We start from the raw sequence: 14947 nt of genomic DNA on the forward strand, positions 1-14947 counted from the left end.
GCCGCAGTCGAATCGGTATGCTAACGTCCGTCGGCATCCATTCGCGCTTTCGCGGCAAGACCGGTTTAACGTCGTGTGTACCTCTATTGAAGTTACACGAGCACTCTAGCGCAGGTTTGCAATGCACCACAACGGGTCAAAATTCTGCTCGGCCACAGCAGACGTCGGCGCGGTCCAGGAGAGGGACACAGGTGTGTCGGGACTTAGCGATTTCCCCGGCGGCCTTTCCACCGATAGTCTCGTTGTCCGACCCATTCCCACGTGCCGGAGTAGGGATTGAACTCGTACCCTTCCCGATATTCGCTGGTGTAGCAGCCGCCTTTCTCCAGATAGCATTTTTCGCTCAGGAAGTGGGCGGCGTCGCGAGATGCGCGCGGCCGGGGCTGCGGCACGACGATATAGGGCTGCGCGGGGGCGATCACGATGGGCGGGCGCGGCGCAATGATCACGGGGGCGGGGGCAATGACGGTGGGCGCCGGCGTCACGATCACCGGTGCCGGCGCGACAATGACCGGGGCGGGGCGGACGTACGATGCGGGCGGACCGACGACTTGCCAGTTGCCGGGATCCAGCGCAGCGCAGCCGGAAACGACCAGTGCGAGCGGCAGGAAGACGAGGCGGGCGACGCGCCGATGAGGCGCGACGCCGCGAGTGGGGCAAGCGCGTGGTGCGGCTTGCGTTGACATGGCGTTCATGGGGACGTCGCGCGTTAGGGATCTGGTGCAATGTAACGCGTGACATTCGGCATTCCCCGATTCCTTGCTTCGATTTGGGGAATGTCCTTGCGTTGGCCGCTATTTAGCGCCTGTCGACGGATCGTCCGATGGCTGGCTGGCGTTTGCCGGGGCGCCGCTTTCCGCCTGGCGCTCGGACAATCGTGGCTTTCGCGGCGCGCGAGCGAAGAGCGCGTCGTAGAGCCAGCGCGGCAGACATCGCATGAGGCAGGCCACCACCCCCATCGGCCACGGCAGCACCACGAAGCGGCGGCGCCGGGCAATCGCCGCGGCCGCCTTGCGCGCGAACTTGTCCGAGGGCATCAGGAACGGCATCGGGAACGGATTGCCGTCCGTCATCGGCGTTTGAATGTAGCCCGGTGCAATCGTCACGACCGCGACCTTGGCGGCGCGCAATTCCACGCGCAGGCTTTCCAGGTACGTCATCGCGGCCGCCTTCGACGCACTGTAGGCGCCGTGCCCCGGCAGGCCGCGCACGCCCGCCACGCTGCCGATGCCCACGAGCGTGCCGCGTTTGCGTTCGCGCATCGGCGCGACGAAGGGGCTGAAGGTGGCGACCATCGCCAGCCAGTTGGTGTCCATGACCGAAGCGAAGTGCGGCAGATCGGCTGCGTCTTCGGTATTCACGCCATGGCTGATGCCCGCACTGGCGATGACGATGTCCGGCACGCCGTGCCGCGCCATGAAGTCGTCGGCCGCCGCGCGCAGCGCGAGCGCGTCACGCACGTCGAGCGCGTAGCTATGCACGGCATGCGGATGGGGGAGCGAGGCGGCCAGGTCGGCGAGCTTGTCGCCGCGACGGCCCACGAGCCCGAGGATGGCGCCCTGCGCGGCGTAGTGACGCGCGAGCGCTTCGCCCAATCCGCTCGAGGCACCCGTGATGAAGACTTTCGGTGATGTCGTGTGTGTCGCCATGGAATGCAAAAACCCGGCCGGGGCCGGGCTTTGTGAGCGGCGAAGCTTACAGCTTCTTCGCGCGGATCTGGTTGATGATCGAGTCGGCCGTCTTGAGCGCCGCGTCGAACGTCTGCTGCTCGGTCGTGGCCGGCTTGCCGGCTTTCTGCAGCGCGTCGCCCGAGGTGGCCGGCGAGACAAGGTACTTGCCCTGGATCGCGATCGTCGGCACGCCGTCGATCTTGTAGTCCTGCCACGTCTTGTTCGCCGTCTTCACGCTGGCCTGGGTCGAGAAGCCGTTATAGGCGTCGAGATACTTCTGCTTGTCGATGCCGAACTGTGTGAGGAAGTCGGCCTGCGTCTGCGCCGTCAGCAGATAGTTGTGCTTGACGTGGATCTCGTTGAAGACCTTCGGTGTGAGTTCGGCTTCACGGCCCAGGGCGTGCAGCGCGTAGTACATGCGGGTGTGCGGTTCGAAGCGATCCTGGAAGGCGACCGGCACGCGCTTGAACACGACGTCCTTGCCTTGCTTCTTCACCCATGCTTCCAGTGACGGCTCGAGCGCATTGCAATGCGGGCAGCCGTACCAGAAGAACTCGGTGACTTCGATTTTACCCGCGCCCGCCGAGGTGGGCTGCGCCTGCGGCAATACCAGGTAGTCGGTTCCCGCGACCGGGGCTTCGGGCGAGGCCGAGGCGGCGCCGCAAAGGAAACCGAAAGACAGCAGAACGGTACCAAGAAGTTTTTTCATGATCGTTGTTTAGGAGTGAGGCGGACGCGCCGGGCAACGGTTGGCCGACGTTCCCGCGAAACCATATCCCGGATTCAGACGGATTAGCTAGTGCGTATGACCCGCGACACGCGACGGGGTTCAACATCGCGGCAGCGCCAGTGCTTCTCGAACGATCCCGCCATGACACGTGCATTGCGCGCGGGCGCATGACTGTGCCGGAAGAGGAAACCACAGGCGTTGCCCTTATCGCGCAACGCCCGTGGTGTTCATGGCTTCGTGAAACGGATAACGGCCGTATCGTAGCCACCATCCTGCAGGCGCTGACGCACGTGATTCATCTGGTCGAGCTTGCCATACGGGCCGAGGCGTACTCGATAGAGCGTCAGGCCGTTGGCATCGCGCTGCGTGACCTTCGCCTCGAAGCCCGAGAGCGCCAGCTTGGCGCGCAGCTGCTCGGCGTCGCTCTGCGACTTGAACGCGCCGACTTGCAAGTAGTAGCCCGTGTTGGCGCTGTCCGTGGCACTCGCGGGCGGCGTGGTCGGCGGCGCGACCGGCACCGTCGATTTGCCGCTGAGGATGTCGGCGGGCGATGTCTTCGCCGGTGCCGTCGGCGCCGACGCTGTCGGCGGCGTGACCGGCGTGACCGGTGTGCCCGGCACGAGCGGTGACGTCACGGCTTGCGAGGTTGACTCCGGCCCGGCCGGTGTCGACGCGGCACCCGGCAGCGGCGTGCGCGGCTGCAACGACTTGTTCGGATCGGGCGTCTGCGCAGCCGGCGAGTTATCGGCCGGGCGCGGCGGCGTCTTTTCGACGAACGGGGTGGGCGTCTTCGTGATGTAGAGCGCGACGACGACGGCAACGGCCAGCCCAACGATCAGGCCGAGCACGATGCCCAGAAAAGTGCCGCCCCGCTGGCGGGGAGGCCGACGTGTGTTTGCCATCGAGTCGATTCCGTCCTTACAGAGTTCCGATGCGTTTGCCGTTCGGAAGGGTTGGATAACTGGCTCTTACATCTTGGCCGGGGCCGACACGCCCAGCACCGCAAGACCGTTGCGCAGCACCTGACGCGTTGCCGCCAGTAGCGCCAGGCGCGCGAGCTTGACGGTCTCGTCGTCGACCAGCACGCGATCGGCGTTGTAGAAGGAGTGGAATGCCCCCGCCAGATCCCGCAGATAGAAGGCCACGGCGTGCGGGGCCAATTCCTCGGCCGCGCGCGTGAGCATGTCCGGGTACTCGGCGAGCAATTGCAGCAGCGCGAGCGCGCGTTCGCTGTCGAGCGGCGCGAGGTTGGCGTGGACCAGGCGGGCGTCGTCGTCGCCCCATTGCGTGAGGATCGAGCAGATGCGGGCGTGCGCATACTGCACGTAGTACACCGGGTTCTCGTCGTTCTGCTTGAGCGCGAGGTCCACGTCGAACACGAATTCGGTGTCCGCCTTGCGCGAAATCAGGAAGAAACGCACGGCGTCGCGGCCACGGCGCAGGGCGTCTTCACGCTCGGCCGGGTCAGTCACCGGGGTTTCGGCCGTGATGCCGCCCGACCACTCGATCAGGTCGCGCACGGTCACGTAGCTGCCCGCGCGCTTGGAGATCTTCACCTCTTCGCCGTGGCGCATGACGGTGACCATCTTGTGCAGCACGTAGTCGGGGTAGCCCTTCGGAATGCCGATGCCCAGGGCCTGCAAGCCGGCGCGCACACGGGCAATGGTGCCGTGGTGGTCCGAGCCCTGCACGTTGATGACCTGATGGAAGCCGCGCGCCCACTTGCGGGTGTGATACGCGACGTCCGGCACGAAGTACGTGTAGGTGCCGTCGGACTTGCGCATCACGCGGTCCTTGTCGTCGCCGTAATCGGTCGTGCGCAGCCACAGTGCGCCGTCCTGTTCGTACGTCACGCCTGCGTCGACGAGGGCCTGCACCGTGCGCTCGACGCTGCCGTCGGCGTAGAGCGACGACTCCAGATAATACTGATCGAAGCGCACCCCGAACGTCTGCAGATCGATGTCCTGCTCGCGGCGCAGATAGGCCACGGCGAACGCGCGGATCGAGTCGATGTCGTTGATGTCGCCGCTACCGGTGACGGGCGCGCCGTCGGACGCCTGCACGGTCTTGCCTGCGAGGAAGTCTTGCGCAATATCGCCGATGTAGTCGCCGTTGTAGGCCGACTCCGGCCATTCGGCGTCACCCGGCTTGAGGCCGCGCGCGCGCGCCTGCACCGAGGTGGCGAGCGTCTGGATCTGCACGCCGGCATCGTTGTAATAGAACTCGCGATGGACCGGACGGCCCTGCGTGCCCAGCAGCGCCGAGATCGTATCGCCGAGCGCGGCCTGACGGCCGTGCCCCACGTGCAACGGGCCGGTCGGGTTGGCCGAGACGAACTCGACGAGCACCGGCGCGTCGTCGTGGCGGACGGCGCAGTGACCGAAGGCCGCGCCCTCGGTCAGGATCGCGCGGGCCACCGATTGCTTCGCGCCATTGGCCAGGCGCAGGTTGATGAAGCCGGGTCCGGCGATTTCAACGGCGTCGACGAGCCCGTTCGCGCGGGCGTCGCCAAGGAGGGCATCGGCAATCTTCTGGGCCAGCTCGCGCGGATTGGCGCGCAGTGGCTTGGCGAGTTGCATCGCCACGTTACAGGCCAGGTCGCCATGCGCAGCGACTTTCGGGCGTTCGAGCAGGATCGTCGGCATGGCCGGCGCATTTTGCGCATCGGGCGTCGTGCCGTCTGCGGGCATCAATCCGGCGACGACGTCGCCGATCAGCGCGACGAGAGCATTCTTTTGTGCGGGTAGCATTGGCGGGTGTTTCGGGTGCGTCCGGACACGTCCGGACAGGCAATTGAATCGTCAGCAACGGATTTTAACAGGTGTATGATGAAGTCACGGTACCCGTTGGTCCCACACGCTGCGTGACATGCACTTGGGGCGGCGGTGGTGATAACTCGAATAGGGGAGACAACCATGCTGGTAACGTTCAAGTCGCACGCTTCGCCAACGATCACCATGCTGGAGAATCTCGCGCAGTTTCTGCTCGGGCTGGTCGGCAAGAGGCTTGGCGAGCGCGGTGCCATCGGCGAGGACGAAATGGGCGAGGCCATCGCGAAGCTCGAGGCCGCCATCGCGGAAGACAACGCCGTTGCGAAGAAGGAAAGCGAAGGCAAGCAGTCCGCCGAACGAGAGGAAGAGGATCGTTTGCGTCTCGCACAACGGGCGTATCCGCTGCTCGATATGCTGCGCGAGTCCCGAAAGGAAAACGTCGCGGTGATGTGGGAGATCGGTCGCCGCTAGGCGGTCGAAGGCAATGCCTGGCCCTCCCGGGCAACCGAAGGTACGCTACGTCATTCCTCCGGCGCGACGTGCTCATTGTCTGAGCGCGTCACTCGCCACACTGTCGCGCTTTCGCGTGATATCCCCGTCCCGGAATCCGCAATTTTCAGCGCCAGCGATCCATGCTGTGACGCGCTGAAATGCGTGGTCATCGCGCGTTTCGGCGCGCTTCCCCTAGTCGTCCGAACGGCTCGACCAGAACACCTGGTTCACCCCCGGCAGTGTTTCCAGGTGATCGGTGAGGGCATCGAGTTCGCCTGCCTGCACCGCCGTGGGCAGCAGCAGCGCTTCGATTTCGACCTCCGCTTCGCCGAACGGGTGGATATCGAGCGCGCGCACGGGATAGTTCGACGCCTCAAGCCAGGCTTCCACCTTGTCAAGCACTTCGCGCTGCGTGGTGCGGGCGCAGATGACGGACAGCGCGTACGTTGCCTCGGACGTCGCCTCGTTGATCGGGGCGCGGTTGATGCGGTTCACGACGGGACGCAGCAGCGTATTGGCCGCCAGCACGAAGCCCGCCACGACGACTGCCTCGACGATCAGGCTTGCCCCCGCGGCGGCGCCCACCGCGGCCGAGCCCCAGAGGGTGGCCGCGGTGTTCAGGCCACGCACCGAGGCGCCGTCTTTCATGATGGCGCCCGCGCCCAGGAAGCCGACCCCCGACACGACATAGGCGATGACGCGCGTATCGCCGGGCATGAGCCGCATCGACAAGTCGACAAAGGCGGCAGCCCCTACGGCCACGAGCACATTGGTGCGCAGGCCGGCGGTGCGTTGGCGGACCTGACGCTCCACACCGATGATCGCGCCCAGGATGAACGCGACGAGCAGCGAGACGGCCGTGTTGAGCAGCGGCAGGAGCTGGAAATTCTGAATGCTTTGCAGTGCGTGCATGGGACGTCTCGAAGTGAGCCAGCCGGCAGCCGGCAGAGCGCAGGACGCCGGCGGCCGAGGATCCGAACGGCCGGATCGGCCAGAACGGGCGGGACACTACGCTTCGTTTGCGACACGGACGTGACATCGGCGCTGGCGGGCGGTCGTCATGCCGCCGGCCGGGTCACGCGAAGCGATGCAATTACGAAAGTTGCGGGGCGAGCAGACGCCGGGCGGTGGCTTCGTCCACGTTGGCGCGCTCCATGAAATCTTCCACCTGATCGGGGCCGATCTTGCCCACGCTGAAGTACGTGCTGTCCGGATGCGACAGATAGAAACCCGAGACACTCGCGGCGGGCAGCATGGCGAGCGATTCCGTCACACTCATGCCGACGTCATGGGCTTGCAGGTAGTGGAACATCGGCCCCTTGACGGAGTGTTCCGGGCAGGCCGGATAGCCCGGCGCCGGGCGAATGCCGACGTACGCTTCCTTGATGAGGGCGTTGTTGTCGAGCTGCTCGCCGCTGGCGTAGCCCCAGAACTCGCGACGCACCCGCGCGTGCATGCACTCGGCGAACGCCTCGGCCAGACGATCGGCGAGCGCCTTGAGCATGATCGCGCTGTAGTCGTCGTGCGTGGCGAGGAAGCCGGCTTCCTTGGCGTCGACGCCAAGCCCCGCCGTGACCGCGAACACGCCGATGTAGTCGGCCACGCCGCTGTCCTTGGGGGCAATGAAGTCGGCCAGCGAGCGGTTCGGGCGACGCACGCCGTCGACAACGGGGCGCTCGCTCTGCTGACGCAGGTTATGCCACGTGAACGCGACTTCCGAGCGCGACTCGTCGGTGTAGATCTCGATGTCGTCGTCGCCGACCACGTTGGCGGGCAGCATCGCGATCACGCCGTTGGCCGTGAGCCAGCGACCCTTGATCAGGCGATCCAGCATGTCCTTGCCGTCTGCGAAGACGCGCTGGGCCGATTCGCCAACGATCGCGTCGGTGAGAATCGCCGGGAAGGGACCGGCGAGATCCCACGTCTGAAAGAACGGACCCCAGTCGATGTAGCTGGCCAGTTCGGCCAGGTCGTAGTTCTTGAACACGCGCCGGCCAATGAACTTTGGCTTGGGCGGGACGTAGGCCGACCAATCGATCTTGTACTTGTTCGCGCGCGCCGTGGCGAGCGAGACCATGGGCGTGGCCTTGCGGTTGGCATGCTGCGTACGCACGCGCTCGTAATCCGCCTTGACCTCTTTGAGGTATCGCTCGGCGGCCTCGTCCGAGAGCAGGTTCGAGGCGACCGAGACCGAGCGAGACGCGTCCGGCACGTAGATCACGGGGCCGTCATAATGCGGCGCGATCTTCACGGCCGTGTGCACGCGCGACGTGGTGGCCCCGCCGATCAGCAGCGGAATGTTGCGCAGGCGGAAGTCATCGTCGCGCTGCATTTCCGAGGCGACGTAGGCCATCTCTTCAAGACTCGGCGTGATGAGGCCCGACAGGCCGATGATGTCGGCGCCTTCCTCCTTCGCCTTGGCGAGGATCTCGGCGCAGGGCACCATCACGCCCATGTTCACGACCTCGAAGTTGTTGCACTGGAGCACCACGGTCACGATGTTCTTGCCGATGTCGTGCACGTCGCCCTTGACCGTGGCCATCACGATCTTGCCCTTGGAGCGAACGTCTTCACCGGCGGCGGCCATGCGCGCCTTTTCCTCTTCGATGAAGGGCACCAGGTGCGCGACGGCCTGCTTCATCACGCGTGCGCTCTTCACGACTTGCGGCAGGAACATCTTGCCCGCGCCGAACAGGTCGCCCACGACGTTCATGCCGTCCATGAGCGGGCCTTCGATCACCTGGATCGGCCGGCCGCCCGCCGCGTGGATTTTCTGGCGCACTTCCTCGGTGTCGTCGACGATGAACGTGGTGATGCCGTGCACCAGCGCGTGCGCGAGACGCGCTTCGACCGGCTGGTTGCGCCATTCCAGGTTCTCTTCGCGCCGTTGCGCACCGCCCTTGAAGCGCTCGGAGATCTCCAGCAGACGTTCGGTGCTGTCGTCGCGGCGGTTGAGCACCACATCCTCGACGCGCTCGCGCAGCTCGGGGTCGAGGTTTTCGTACACGCCGAGCTGGCCGGCGTTGACGATGCCCATGTCCATACCCGCCTGGATCGCGTGGAACAGGAACACGGTGTGAATCGCTTCGCGCACGATGTCGTTGCCGCGAAACGAGAACGAGACATTCGACACGCCGCCGCTGATCTTCGCGCCGGGCAGGTGCGCCTTGATCCAGCGCGTGGCGTTGATGAAGTCGACGGCGTAGTTGTTGTGCTCTTCGATGCCGGTGGCCACCGCGAAGATGTTCGGATCGAAGATGATGTCCTCGGGCGGGAAGCCCACTTCATCGACGAGCACGCGATAGCTGCGCTCGCAGATCTGGGTCTTGCGCGCGTAGGTGTCGGCCTGTCCCTGTTCGTCGAAGGCCATGACCACGGCCGCGGCGCCATAGCGGCGGATGCGCTTGGCGTGATGCACGAACGCTTCCTTGCCCTCCTTGAGCGAGATCGAGTTGACGATGGCCTTGCCCTGCACGCACTTCAGCCCCGCCTCGATGACTTCCCACTTCGACGAGTCGATCATGATCGGCACGCGCGCGATGTCCGGCTCGGAGGCGATCAGGTTCAGGAAGCGCACCATCGCTGCCTTGGAGTCGAGCATCGCCTCGTCCATGTTGATGTCGATGACCTGCGCGCCGTTCTCGACCTGCTGGCGGGCGACCGCAAGGGCTTCGTCGAACTGGCCGTTCAGGATCATGCGCGCGAACGCTTTCGAACCGGTGACGTTGGTACGCTCGCCGACGTTGACGAAGAGCGCGCCTGCGCCAATGTTGAAGGGCTCGAGGCCGGACAGGCGCATCGGCTGCACTGGTTCAACAGGCTTCAGGAAGGGCGTTTGGCTCATGGGGCAATCCGTTCAATGGTTGGCGCGCCTGCCGTGTCGCTTGCGTGAGGGGCGAGATGGCGGCGTGCCGGGCGTCCTGCAATCGGTCTTGTCTGCTTCGGGCGGGACGGCAGCGGCGCTCAGGCGTCGTCGCCGTCGTTCCCATCCAGGTTGCCGTCGGCAGCACCGGCGGCACGATATTGCGACGGCCAGCGGCGCGGCTTCACGTCAGCCAGCGCCTTGGCGATCTCGGCGACGTGCTCCGGCGTGGTGCCGCAACAGCCGCCCGCCAGATTCACCAGGCCCGCCTGCGCGAATTCCTTGAGCAGGCCCGAGGTCACGTCGGGGGTCTCGTCGAAACCCGTATCGCTCATCGGGTTGGGCAGGCCGGCGTTCGGGTAGACCGACACGTAGGTGTTGCACAGCTTGGCCAGCTCGGCGATGTACGGACGCATGAGCGTCGCGCCGAGCGCGCAGTTCAGGCCGAACGTGAGCGGGCGCGCGTGACGCAGCGAATTCCAGAACGCCTCGACCGTCTGGCCCGACAGAATGCGCCCGGAGGCGTCGGTGACGGTGCCCGAGATCATGATCGGCAATACTTCGCCGGTGTCTTCGAACAGCTCGTCGATCGCAAAGAGTGCGGCCTTGGCGTTGAGCGTATCGAAAATCGTCTCGACGAGGAACAGATCAACGCCCCCTTCGAGCAACGCCTTGGCCTGCGCATAGTAGGCGTCGCGCAGTTGATCGAAGTCGACGTTGCGCGCGCCGGGATCGTTCACGTCCGGGCTGATGCTCGCGGTCTTGGGCGTCGGTCCGATGGCCCCGGCGGCGAAGCGCGGCTTGTCGGGCGTGCTGAAAGCGTCGCAGGCTTCGCGCGCCAGGCGGGCCGACTCGCGGTTCATCTCGTCGGCCAGATCTTCCATGTGATAGTCGCTCTGGGCGATCGTCGTCGCCCCGAACGTATTCGTCTCGAGGATATCGGCGCCAGCCGCGAGGTACTTGCGGTGAATCTCGCTGATGATGTCGGGGCGCGTGAGCGAAAGCAGCTCGTTGTTGCCTTTGACGTCGTGCGCGAAGTCGGCGAAGCGCTCGCCGCGGTACTCGGCCTCGCTCAGCTTGTACTGCTGGATCATCGTTCCCATGGCGCCGTCCAGGATCAGGATGCGCGACGCGAGCAGCGTGGGCAGCGCCTGGCCCCGCGTGTAGCGCGGCTGCGCGAGGGCCTGGGCTGGGGTCGGTGCGGCCCCCGTACGGGCATTGGCGGCGGATGCGGTAGCGGTGGTCATGACGGACGTCGCCTTGGAGTGGCCGGAAAACCTATAATTGTAATGGTTTTCGCGCCCGCCGCCCGCGCGCCGCCGCTTGTCGGGGGGCATCGGCGGCGATTTCTGACGCGCGCGCCGCGCCGTCCTGCCCCGCTTTCGCCAACGATATGGAATTCCTGCTCCCGAGCGCCGCTCACCAGTTTCTGCAAGCCAAGGCCAATGCCCTGTTCGTCGATTGCCGCAGCGAAATGGAATACCTGTTCGTGGGGCACCCGGCCGGGGCGATCCACGTGGCCTGGAACGACGGCCCGGATTGGGAGATCAACCCCCACTTCGTCCAGAGCGTGCGCAAGCTCGCCGGTGCCGGCGGCGAGCGCCCCGTGTTGCTGATCTGCCGCAGCGGCAATCGGAGCACGGCGGCCGGCGAGGCGCTCGAGGCGGCCGGCTTCCGCAACGTGTATGCGGTGCTGCACGGCTTCGAGGGTGATATGGACGGAACCCATCACCGCAACGCCGTGAACGGCTGGCGCTTCGATGGGCTACCGTGGGAGCAGTGCTGACGGCCAGGGCGAGACAGTTGGCCTGCCGGATTCGCTGGTTTCTCCGGATACGCCTGTCGTGCCTTGCGTGGCATCAGGCGTTGGCACCATGAAAAAACCCTCGCCGTGGCGAGGGTTTTGTGTGTGGCGGCACCGCCTGCGGAGTTGGCGTCAATGGAGCACGACCGGGTTCGTCATGAAGGTATCGAACTGGCCCAGGAATTCGTCGACTTCATCCTCGGAGGGCTCGCTGGCGATCAACTTCTGCACTTCTTCACGGAATTGCCGGGCAAGCGTGCCGTCGAGAAAAATCTCACGGCCTGCGGTTTTGTCCACGATTTCATAGCCACCCGCAGACAGCGAGTGATTGCCGTTATCCGCGGCAAACTCGACGACGTAGTAATTCGGGCTGTCGTAAATCATGAGCATGGCAACTCTCCTGGTGTTCCTGCATGGTCCTCAGTACCCCACATAGGGGCGACGCGGCGCGATTTCAAGAGGCAATGCCCCATGATTCGCTGTTCGGCACACCGGCTGACGAATTCAAAGGTTTTGGCCCTCCTTGTCAAAGGTTCCGCTTCAGGTCCCGCAGCTTGCAGGTTCAAACATTAGAGACTGCCCCGAGCAAAAACGTTGCAAGGGCATTGGTTACGAACTGTTTCTGCTCGATGATCGACAAATGGGCGGCGTCGGGCACGATCGCCAGTTGGGCACCGGCGATGCCGCTGGCCAGATGCCGGGCGACGGCGGGCGGGGTCGAAGGATCGTTTTCCCCCACCAGCACCAAGGTCGGGGCGTCGATCTCCGACAGTCTCGTTCGCACGTCGAACGCGGCCAGCGCTTCGCAGGCCGCGGCGAAACCCTCCGGATGCGCCTTGGCCACCAGCGCGCGAACGCGTTCCGACGCCTGGGGGTGGCGCTTGCGATAACGCTCGCCCAACCAGCGCTCGAGCGTGCCGTCGGCAAGTGCTTTCATGCCATGCTCGCGCGCCTGCTTGGCGCGCTGGCGGAACACCTTCGCGTCGGCGTCGTCGTAACCGGCGGTGGTGTCGATCAACGTGAGGCTGGCGATGCGCTCGGGGGCGTCGAGCGCCACCTGCTGCGCGACGGCGCCGCCCATCGAAATGCCGACGAAGTGGGTTCTCGCGATTTCCAGCGAATTGAGCAGCGCGGTCGCATCGGCGGCCAACTGTTCGATGGTGTACGGGCCAGTGGGGACGTCGCTGCGGCCGTGGCCGCGGCTGTCATAGCGGAGCACCCGGAAATGGGCCGCGAGGCTGGGCACCAGATCATCCCAGATCGTGAGATCCGCACCCAACGGATGCGCGAGGGTCACCCACGGACCGTGGCCTTCCACCGCGTAATGAATCGATGCACCGTTGGCGCTGACTTTCATGGTGAGCGGCCCCCCTAATCTCGTCGATACGTTGGCGAAGTGGCGTAGATGCAGTGGGATGTTTCCGATTATGTCAGGAACCTTTGACTTCTGCTCGGAGAAGCGTAGTAGCGGGACAACACCGCGCCGCGCTGCCGCCCGACGTCAGGCCTCGTCGGGCGGTGTGCCCGTGTGTAGATCGCTCGAAATTCTAACGAACGGGCGCGCGGGATGCTTCGCCCTCGACGGCGATGTCGTGGGACTCAGGGCGACGATGTCTGTGTGAAGACGAGTTCGAACTCGTTGCCCGACGGCTCGATCTGCTTGACCCGCACCGGCATCCAGTTCAGCGACGGCGCGAGCCAGATATCGACGCGGCGCTCGTCGCCTGCCTTGCGTGGCAGGCGCGTGAAGTGCCGGGTTTCGATATAGCCCTGCGGTGTGGGCAGCGTTTCGCTGCCAACGTACTGCACCGGCCACACTTCGCTGCTGTCCGTGTCGACCACCGTGAACTCGTGCGTCACCCCGACCTGCGCGTAGCGTTCCGGATTGCCTCTTGCATAGCTCGCCAGTTGCATCATTACGCTGAACCGGTCTTGCGCACCGGGGGCCAGGGGGACCGACTGGCCCGAGCGCGAGAAGTGGAGCGTGGGAGTGCCGTCGCGATGGAATTCACTGACATACTCGGCGCGACGTCCGCGCTTTTCCACATAACGGGACGGCGCGATGCCGTTCACGTCAAAACCGCCTTCACTGATGAACTCGAACGTGCCGAAGAAGATGATCGGCACCGCCACGCGCAGGCGGTAGTGGCCGTTGGCGTTGACCCATTGCAGCTCACCGGTCTGATTACGCACGCCGTTCATATACGCGTCGTACTTCATCGTGGCGGACGGGGGCGGATCGAACCGGTCGCCGTTGGCGGCGGCTGCCGTCAGCGCCGGGCCGGGCGGTAGGGGGGCTTGTGCGCTGCTGGCCGGTGCGCCGGGCGCATCGCCTTCACTCGCGACGGTTTGCGAGGCGGCTTGCGGCCCGGGCATGTTGGCGGTGGCCGGTGCAGCAAGCGTGTTGGGGGCGGCGGGCGGAACGGGCGCGGCAGGCTTGCGCGGGTGCGGCTTGACGACAGGCTTGACGGCAGGCCTGGGTGTCGGCGGTGCTGGCGGTGCCGGCGGTTCGGGAGGCGCGACCGGTTTGAGCGGGATCAGCGTGACCGGAATTTCGGGAATCGGCGTGTCTTCGGGCGGGTATCGGTGGCTGGCGACCCACCATGCGATGAGCATGTGGGCGGCGAACACCGCGGCTATCACGCCCGCCCAGACAAACCCTCGCCTGCGCCGGCCGCGGTTCACGGCGTCGCTCCGGGCGCCTGCGCATGCCCGAGATCGGCTGAGAGCCGTTGAGCGAGTGTGCGCAGTGCCATGTCGATCGGGCCGCCCCAGCGGGCGTCAAAACGACTCTCCGGACCGAGTGCCATGAGGCCCATGACGAGCTGCCCGGTGGCGTCGAACACCGGCATGCAGAACGCGTTGACGGACGGCAACACCGTGCCCTCGATGCGCGCCGCGCGGTGCGCGCGAACGTCGTCGAGCACGGCATCGTACTGCGCGCGCGTGGCCGGCAGGTGATGCCGCGACGCGTGCTGCAGGGCCGCGAGTGCGGCGTCGACGAGCGGCGCCGTCTGACGCGCCGGCAGATACGCGGCGAACAGGCGTCCGGCGGCCGATTCGAGCATCGGCATGACGTCGCCCAGGCGTAGCGGCACGCGCATCGGGAAGGTCGATTCGAGCCAATGCACGACGGTCGGTCCGTGATTGCCCCAGACGGCCAGTCCCACGGTCTGGTCGACGGCGTCGCGCAACTCGGACAGGGCGAAGCGGGCCGCCTTGAACGCGTCGATACGCGCCAGATGGGCGAGCCCCATGCGCAGCGTGGACGGCCCGAGGTCGTAGCGTCCGCTAACCGGATCCTGCACGATGAGGCCGAGCCGCTGGAAGCTCACGAGATAGCGGTGGGCCTTGGCGGGGTTCATGTCGGCGGCGTGCGCGAGGTCGCGCAGCATCATTGCGTGCGACGCCTGGGTCAGCACCTCGATGAGCCGGAAGCCCACCTCGATGGACTGGATACCCGAGCGGGTCTTCTCCTCGTCGGGGGCGGCCGTGGGGTCGTCGTTGTCGATCTTGTCGTCCATCTCAGGCAAAGTCATGTGTCTCCGTCATTCATGTCGCCGTCTCCCTCGCCAGTCCGGCGCCGGCCGCGTGCGCTGCCTTCGGCTGCCGGGGTGA

General features: G+C 65.7%; 14 protein-coding genes. 2 read left to right on the forward strand and 12 right to left on the reverse strand.

Annotated elements, in window-relative coordinates; all coding sequences use genetic code 11:
* Positions 1–203: 203 nt before the first annotated feature.
* The 5 genes from PTE31013_RS02300 to argS all read right to left on the reverse strand — a co-directional run bounded on the left by PTE31013_RS02300 (position 204) and on the right by argS (position 5090).
* The gene (locus PTE31013_RS02300; protein ID WP_246173862.1) at positions 204–695 is read right to left on the reverse strand and encodes a hypothetical protein; all 492 of its coding nucleotides are present in this window, start codon (positions 693–695) and stop codon (positions 204–206) included.
* Between the two features lie 99 nt (positions 696–794).
* Complete coding sequence (locus PTE31013_RS02305) at positions 795–1649, reverse strand: SDR family oxidoreductase (RefSeq protein ID WP_150611202.1); 855 nt, start codon at positions 1647–1649, stop codon at positions 795–797.
* Positions 1650–1695: 46 nt separating this feature from the next.
* Positions 1696–2379: a thiol:disulfide interchange protein DsbA/DsbL gene (locus PTE31013_RS02310; RefSeq protein WP_150611203.1), complete on the reverse strand. Its 684-nt coding sequence runs from the start codon at positions 2377–2379 to the stop codon at positions 1696–1698.
* 248 nt (positions 2380–2627) lie between these two features.
* The gene (locus PTE31013_RS02315; RefSeq protein ID WP_150611204.1) at positions 2628–3302 is read right to left on the reverse strand and encodes an SPOR domain-containing protein; all 675 of its coding nucleotides are present in this window, start codon (positions 3300–3302) and stop codon (positions 2628–2630) included.
* 66 nt (positions 3303–3368) lie between these two features.
* Positions 3369–5090: an arginine--tRNA ligase gene (gene argS, locus PTE31013_RS02320; protein ID WP_425495532.1), complete on the reverse strand. Its 1722-nt coding sequence runs from the start codon at positions 5088–5090 to the stop codon at positions 3369–3371.
* 225 nt (positions 5091–5315) lie between these two features.
* Between argS and PTE31013_RS02325 the strand changes: the two genes are divergently transcribed.
* The gene (locus PTE31013_RS02325) at positions 5316–5642 is read left to right on the forward strand and encodes a DUF1840 domain-containing protein (protein ID WP_150611206.1); all 327 of its coding nucleotides are present in this window, start codon (positions 5316–5318) and stop codon (positions 5640–5642) included.
* Between the two features lie 213 nt (positions 5643–5855).
* Here the strand turns inward: PTE31013_RS02325 and PTE31013_RS02330 are convergent, their stop codons facing one another.
* From PTE31013_RS02330 to PTE31013_RS02340, 3 genes are all read right to left on the reverse strand, one after another.
* Positions 5856–6566 carry an MgtC/SapB family protein gene (locus PTE31013_RS02330; RefSeq protein WP_150611572.1) on the reverse strand — a complete coding sequence of 237 codons (711 nt, stop codon included), beginning with the start codon at positions 6564–6566 and terminating at the stop codon, positions 5856–5858.
* A 190-nt stretch (positions 6567–6756) separates the two neighbouring features.
* Positions 6757–9462 (reverse strand): methionine synthase, encoded by a 2706-nt coding sequence (gene metH / locus PTE31013_RS02335; RefSeq protein WP_150611573.1) that lies wholly within the window; start codon positions 9460–9462, stop codon positions 6757–6759.
* Positions 9463–9626: 164 nt separating this feature from the next.
* Complete coding sequence (locus PTE31013_RS02340) at positions 9627–10772, reverse strand: homocysteine S-methyltransferase family protein (protein WP_150611207.1); 1146 nt, start codon at positions 10770–10772, stop codon at positions 9627–9629.
* Positions 10773–10918: 146 nt separating this feature from the next.
* Here PTE31013_RS02340 and PTE31013_RS02345 point away from each other — a divergent pair, with 146 nt between their 5' ends.
* Entirely contained in the window at positions 10919–11311 is a 393-nt protein-coding gene (locus PTE31013_RS02345; protein WP_150611208.1) for a rhodanese-like domain-containing protein, read from the forward strand.
* 150 nt (positions 11312–11461) lie between these two features.
* Here PTE31013_RS02345 and PTE31013_RS02350 read toward each other — a convergent pair whose 3' ends face one another.
* The 4 genes from PTE31013_RS02350 to PTE31013_RS02365 all read right to left on the reverse strand — a co-directional run bounded on the left by PTE31013_RS02350 (position 11462) and on the right by PTE31013_RS02365 (position 14868).
* Positions 11462–11719 (reverse strand): BTH_I0359 family protein, encoded by a 258-nt coding sequence (locus PTE31013_RS02350; RefSeq protein ID WP_150588507.1) that lies wholly within the window; start codon positions 11717–11719, stop codon positions 11462–11464.
* Positions 11720–11891: 172 nt separating this feature from the next.
* The gene (pcaD, locus tag PTE31013_RS02355; protein ID WP_150611209.1) at positions 11892–12686 is read right to left on the reverse strand and encodes a 3-oxoadipate enol-lactonase; all 795 of its coding nucleotides are present in this window, start codon (positions 12684–12686) and stop codon (positions 11892–11894) included.
* A gap of 242 nt (positions 12687–12928) precedes the next feature.
* Complete coding sequence (locus PTE31013_RS02360) at positions 12929–13960, reverse strand: DUF3108 domain-containing protein (RefSeq protein WP_150611210.1); 1032 nt, start codon at positions 13958–13960, stop codon at positions 12929–12931.
* 50 nt (positions 13961–14010) lie between these two features.
* Positions 14011–14868: an IclR family transcriptional regulator gene (locus PTE31013_RS02365; RefSeq protein WP_150611211.1), complete on the reverse strand. Its 858-nt coding sequence runs from the start codon at positions 14866–14868 to the stop codon at positions 14011–14013.
* Between the last annotated feature and the right edge of the window lie 79 nt (positions 14869–14947).

Origin of the sequence: Pandoraea terrigena, from assembly GCF_902459705.1 — a bacterium.
In the GTDB taxonomy this organism is placed as follows: domain Bacteria; phylum Pseudomonadota; class Gammaproteobacteria; order Burkholderiales; family Burkholderiaceae; genus Pandoraea; species Pandoraea terrigena.

Bases quoted from the DNA above. Each gene is read 5' to 3' on its own strand.
- PTE31013_RS02300 (WP_246173862.1), bottom strand. From the start codon at position 695: ATGAACGCCATGTCAACGCAAGCCGCACCACGCGCTTGCCCCACTCGC.
- PTE31013_RS02305 (WP_150611202.1), bottom strand. From the start codon at position 1,649: ATGGCGACACACACGACATCACCGAAAGTCTTCATCACGGGTGCCTCG.
- PTE31013_RS02310 (WP_150611203.1), bottom strand. From the start codon at position 2,379: ATGAAAAAACTTCTTGGTACCGTTCTGCTGTCTTTCGGTTTCCTTTGC.
- PTE31013_RS02315 (WP_150611204.1), bottom strand. From the start codon at position 3,302: ATGGCAAACACACGTCGGCCTCCCCGCCAGCGGGGCGGCACTTTTCTG.
- argS (WP_425495532.1), bottom strand. From the start codon at position 5,090: ATGCCCGCAGACGGCACGACGCCCGATGCGCAAAATGCGCCGGCCATG.
- PTE31013_RS02325 (WP_150611206.1), top strand. From the start codon at position 5,316: ATGCTGGTAACGTTCAAGTCGCACGCTTCGCCAACGATCACCATGCTG.
- metH (WP_150611573.1), bottom strand. From the start codon at position 9,462: ATGCGCCTGTCCGGCCTCGAGCCCTTCAACATTGGCGCAGGCGCGCTC.
- PTE31013_RS02340 (WP_150611207.1), bottom strand. From the start codon at position 10,772: ATGACCACCGCTACCGCATCCGCCGCCAATGCCCGTACGGGGGCCGCA.
- PTE31013_RS02345 (WP_150611208.1), top strand. From the start codon at position 10,919: ATGGAATTCCTGCTCCCGAGCGCCGCTCACCAGTTTCTGCAAGCCAAG.
- PTE31013_RS02350 (WP_150588507.1), bottom strand. From the start codon at position 11,719: ATGCTCATGATTTACGACAGCCCGAATTACTACGTCGTCGAGTTTGCC.
- pcaD (WP_150611209.1), bottom strand. From the start codon at position 12,686: ATGAAAGTCAGCGCCAACGGTGCATCGATTCATTACGCGGTGGAAGGC.
- PTE31013_RS02365 (WP_150611211.1), bottom strand. From the start codon at position 14,868: ATGACTTTGCCTGAGATGGACGACAAGATCGACAACGACGACCCCACG.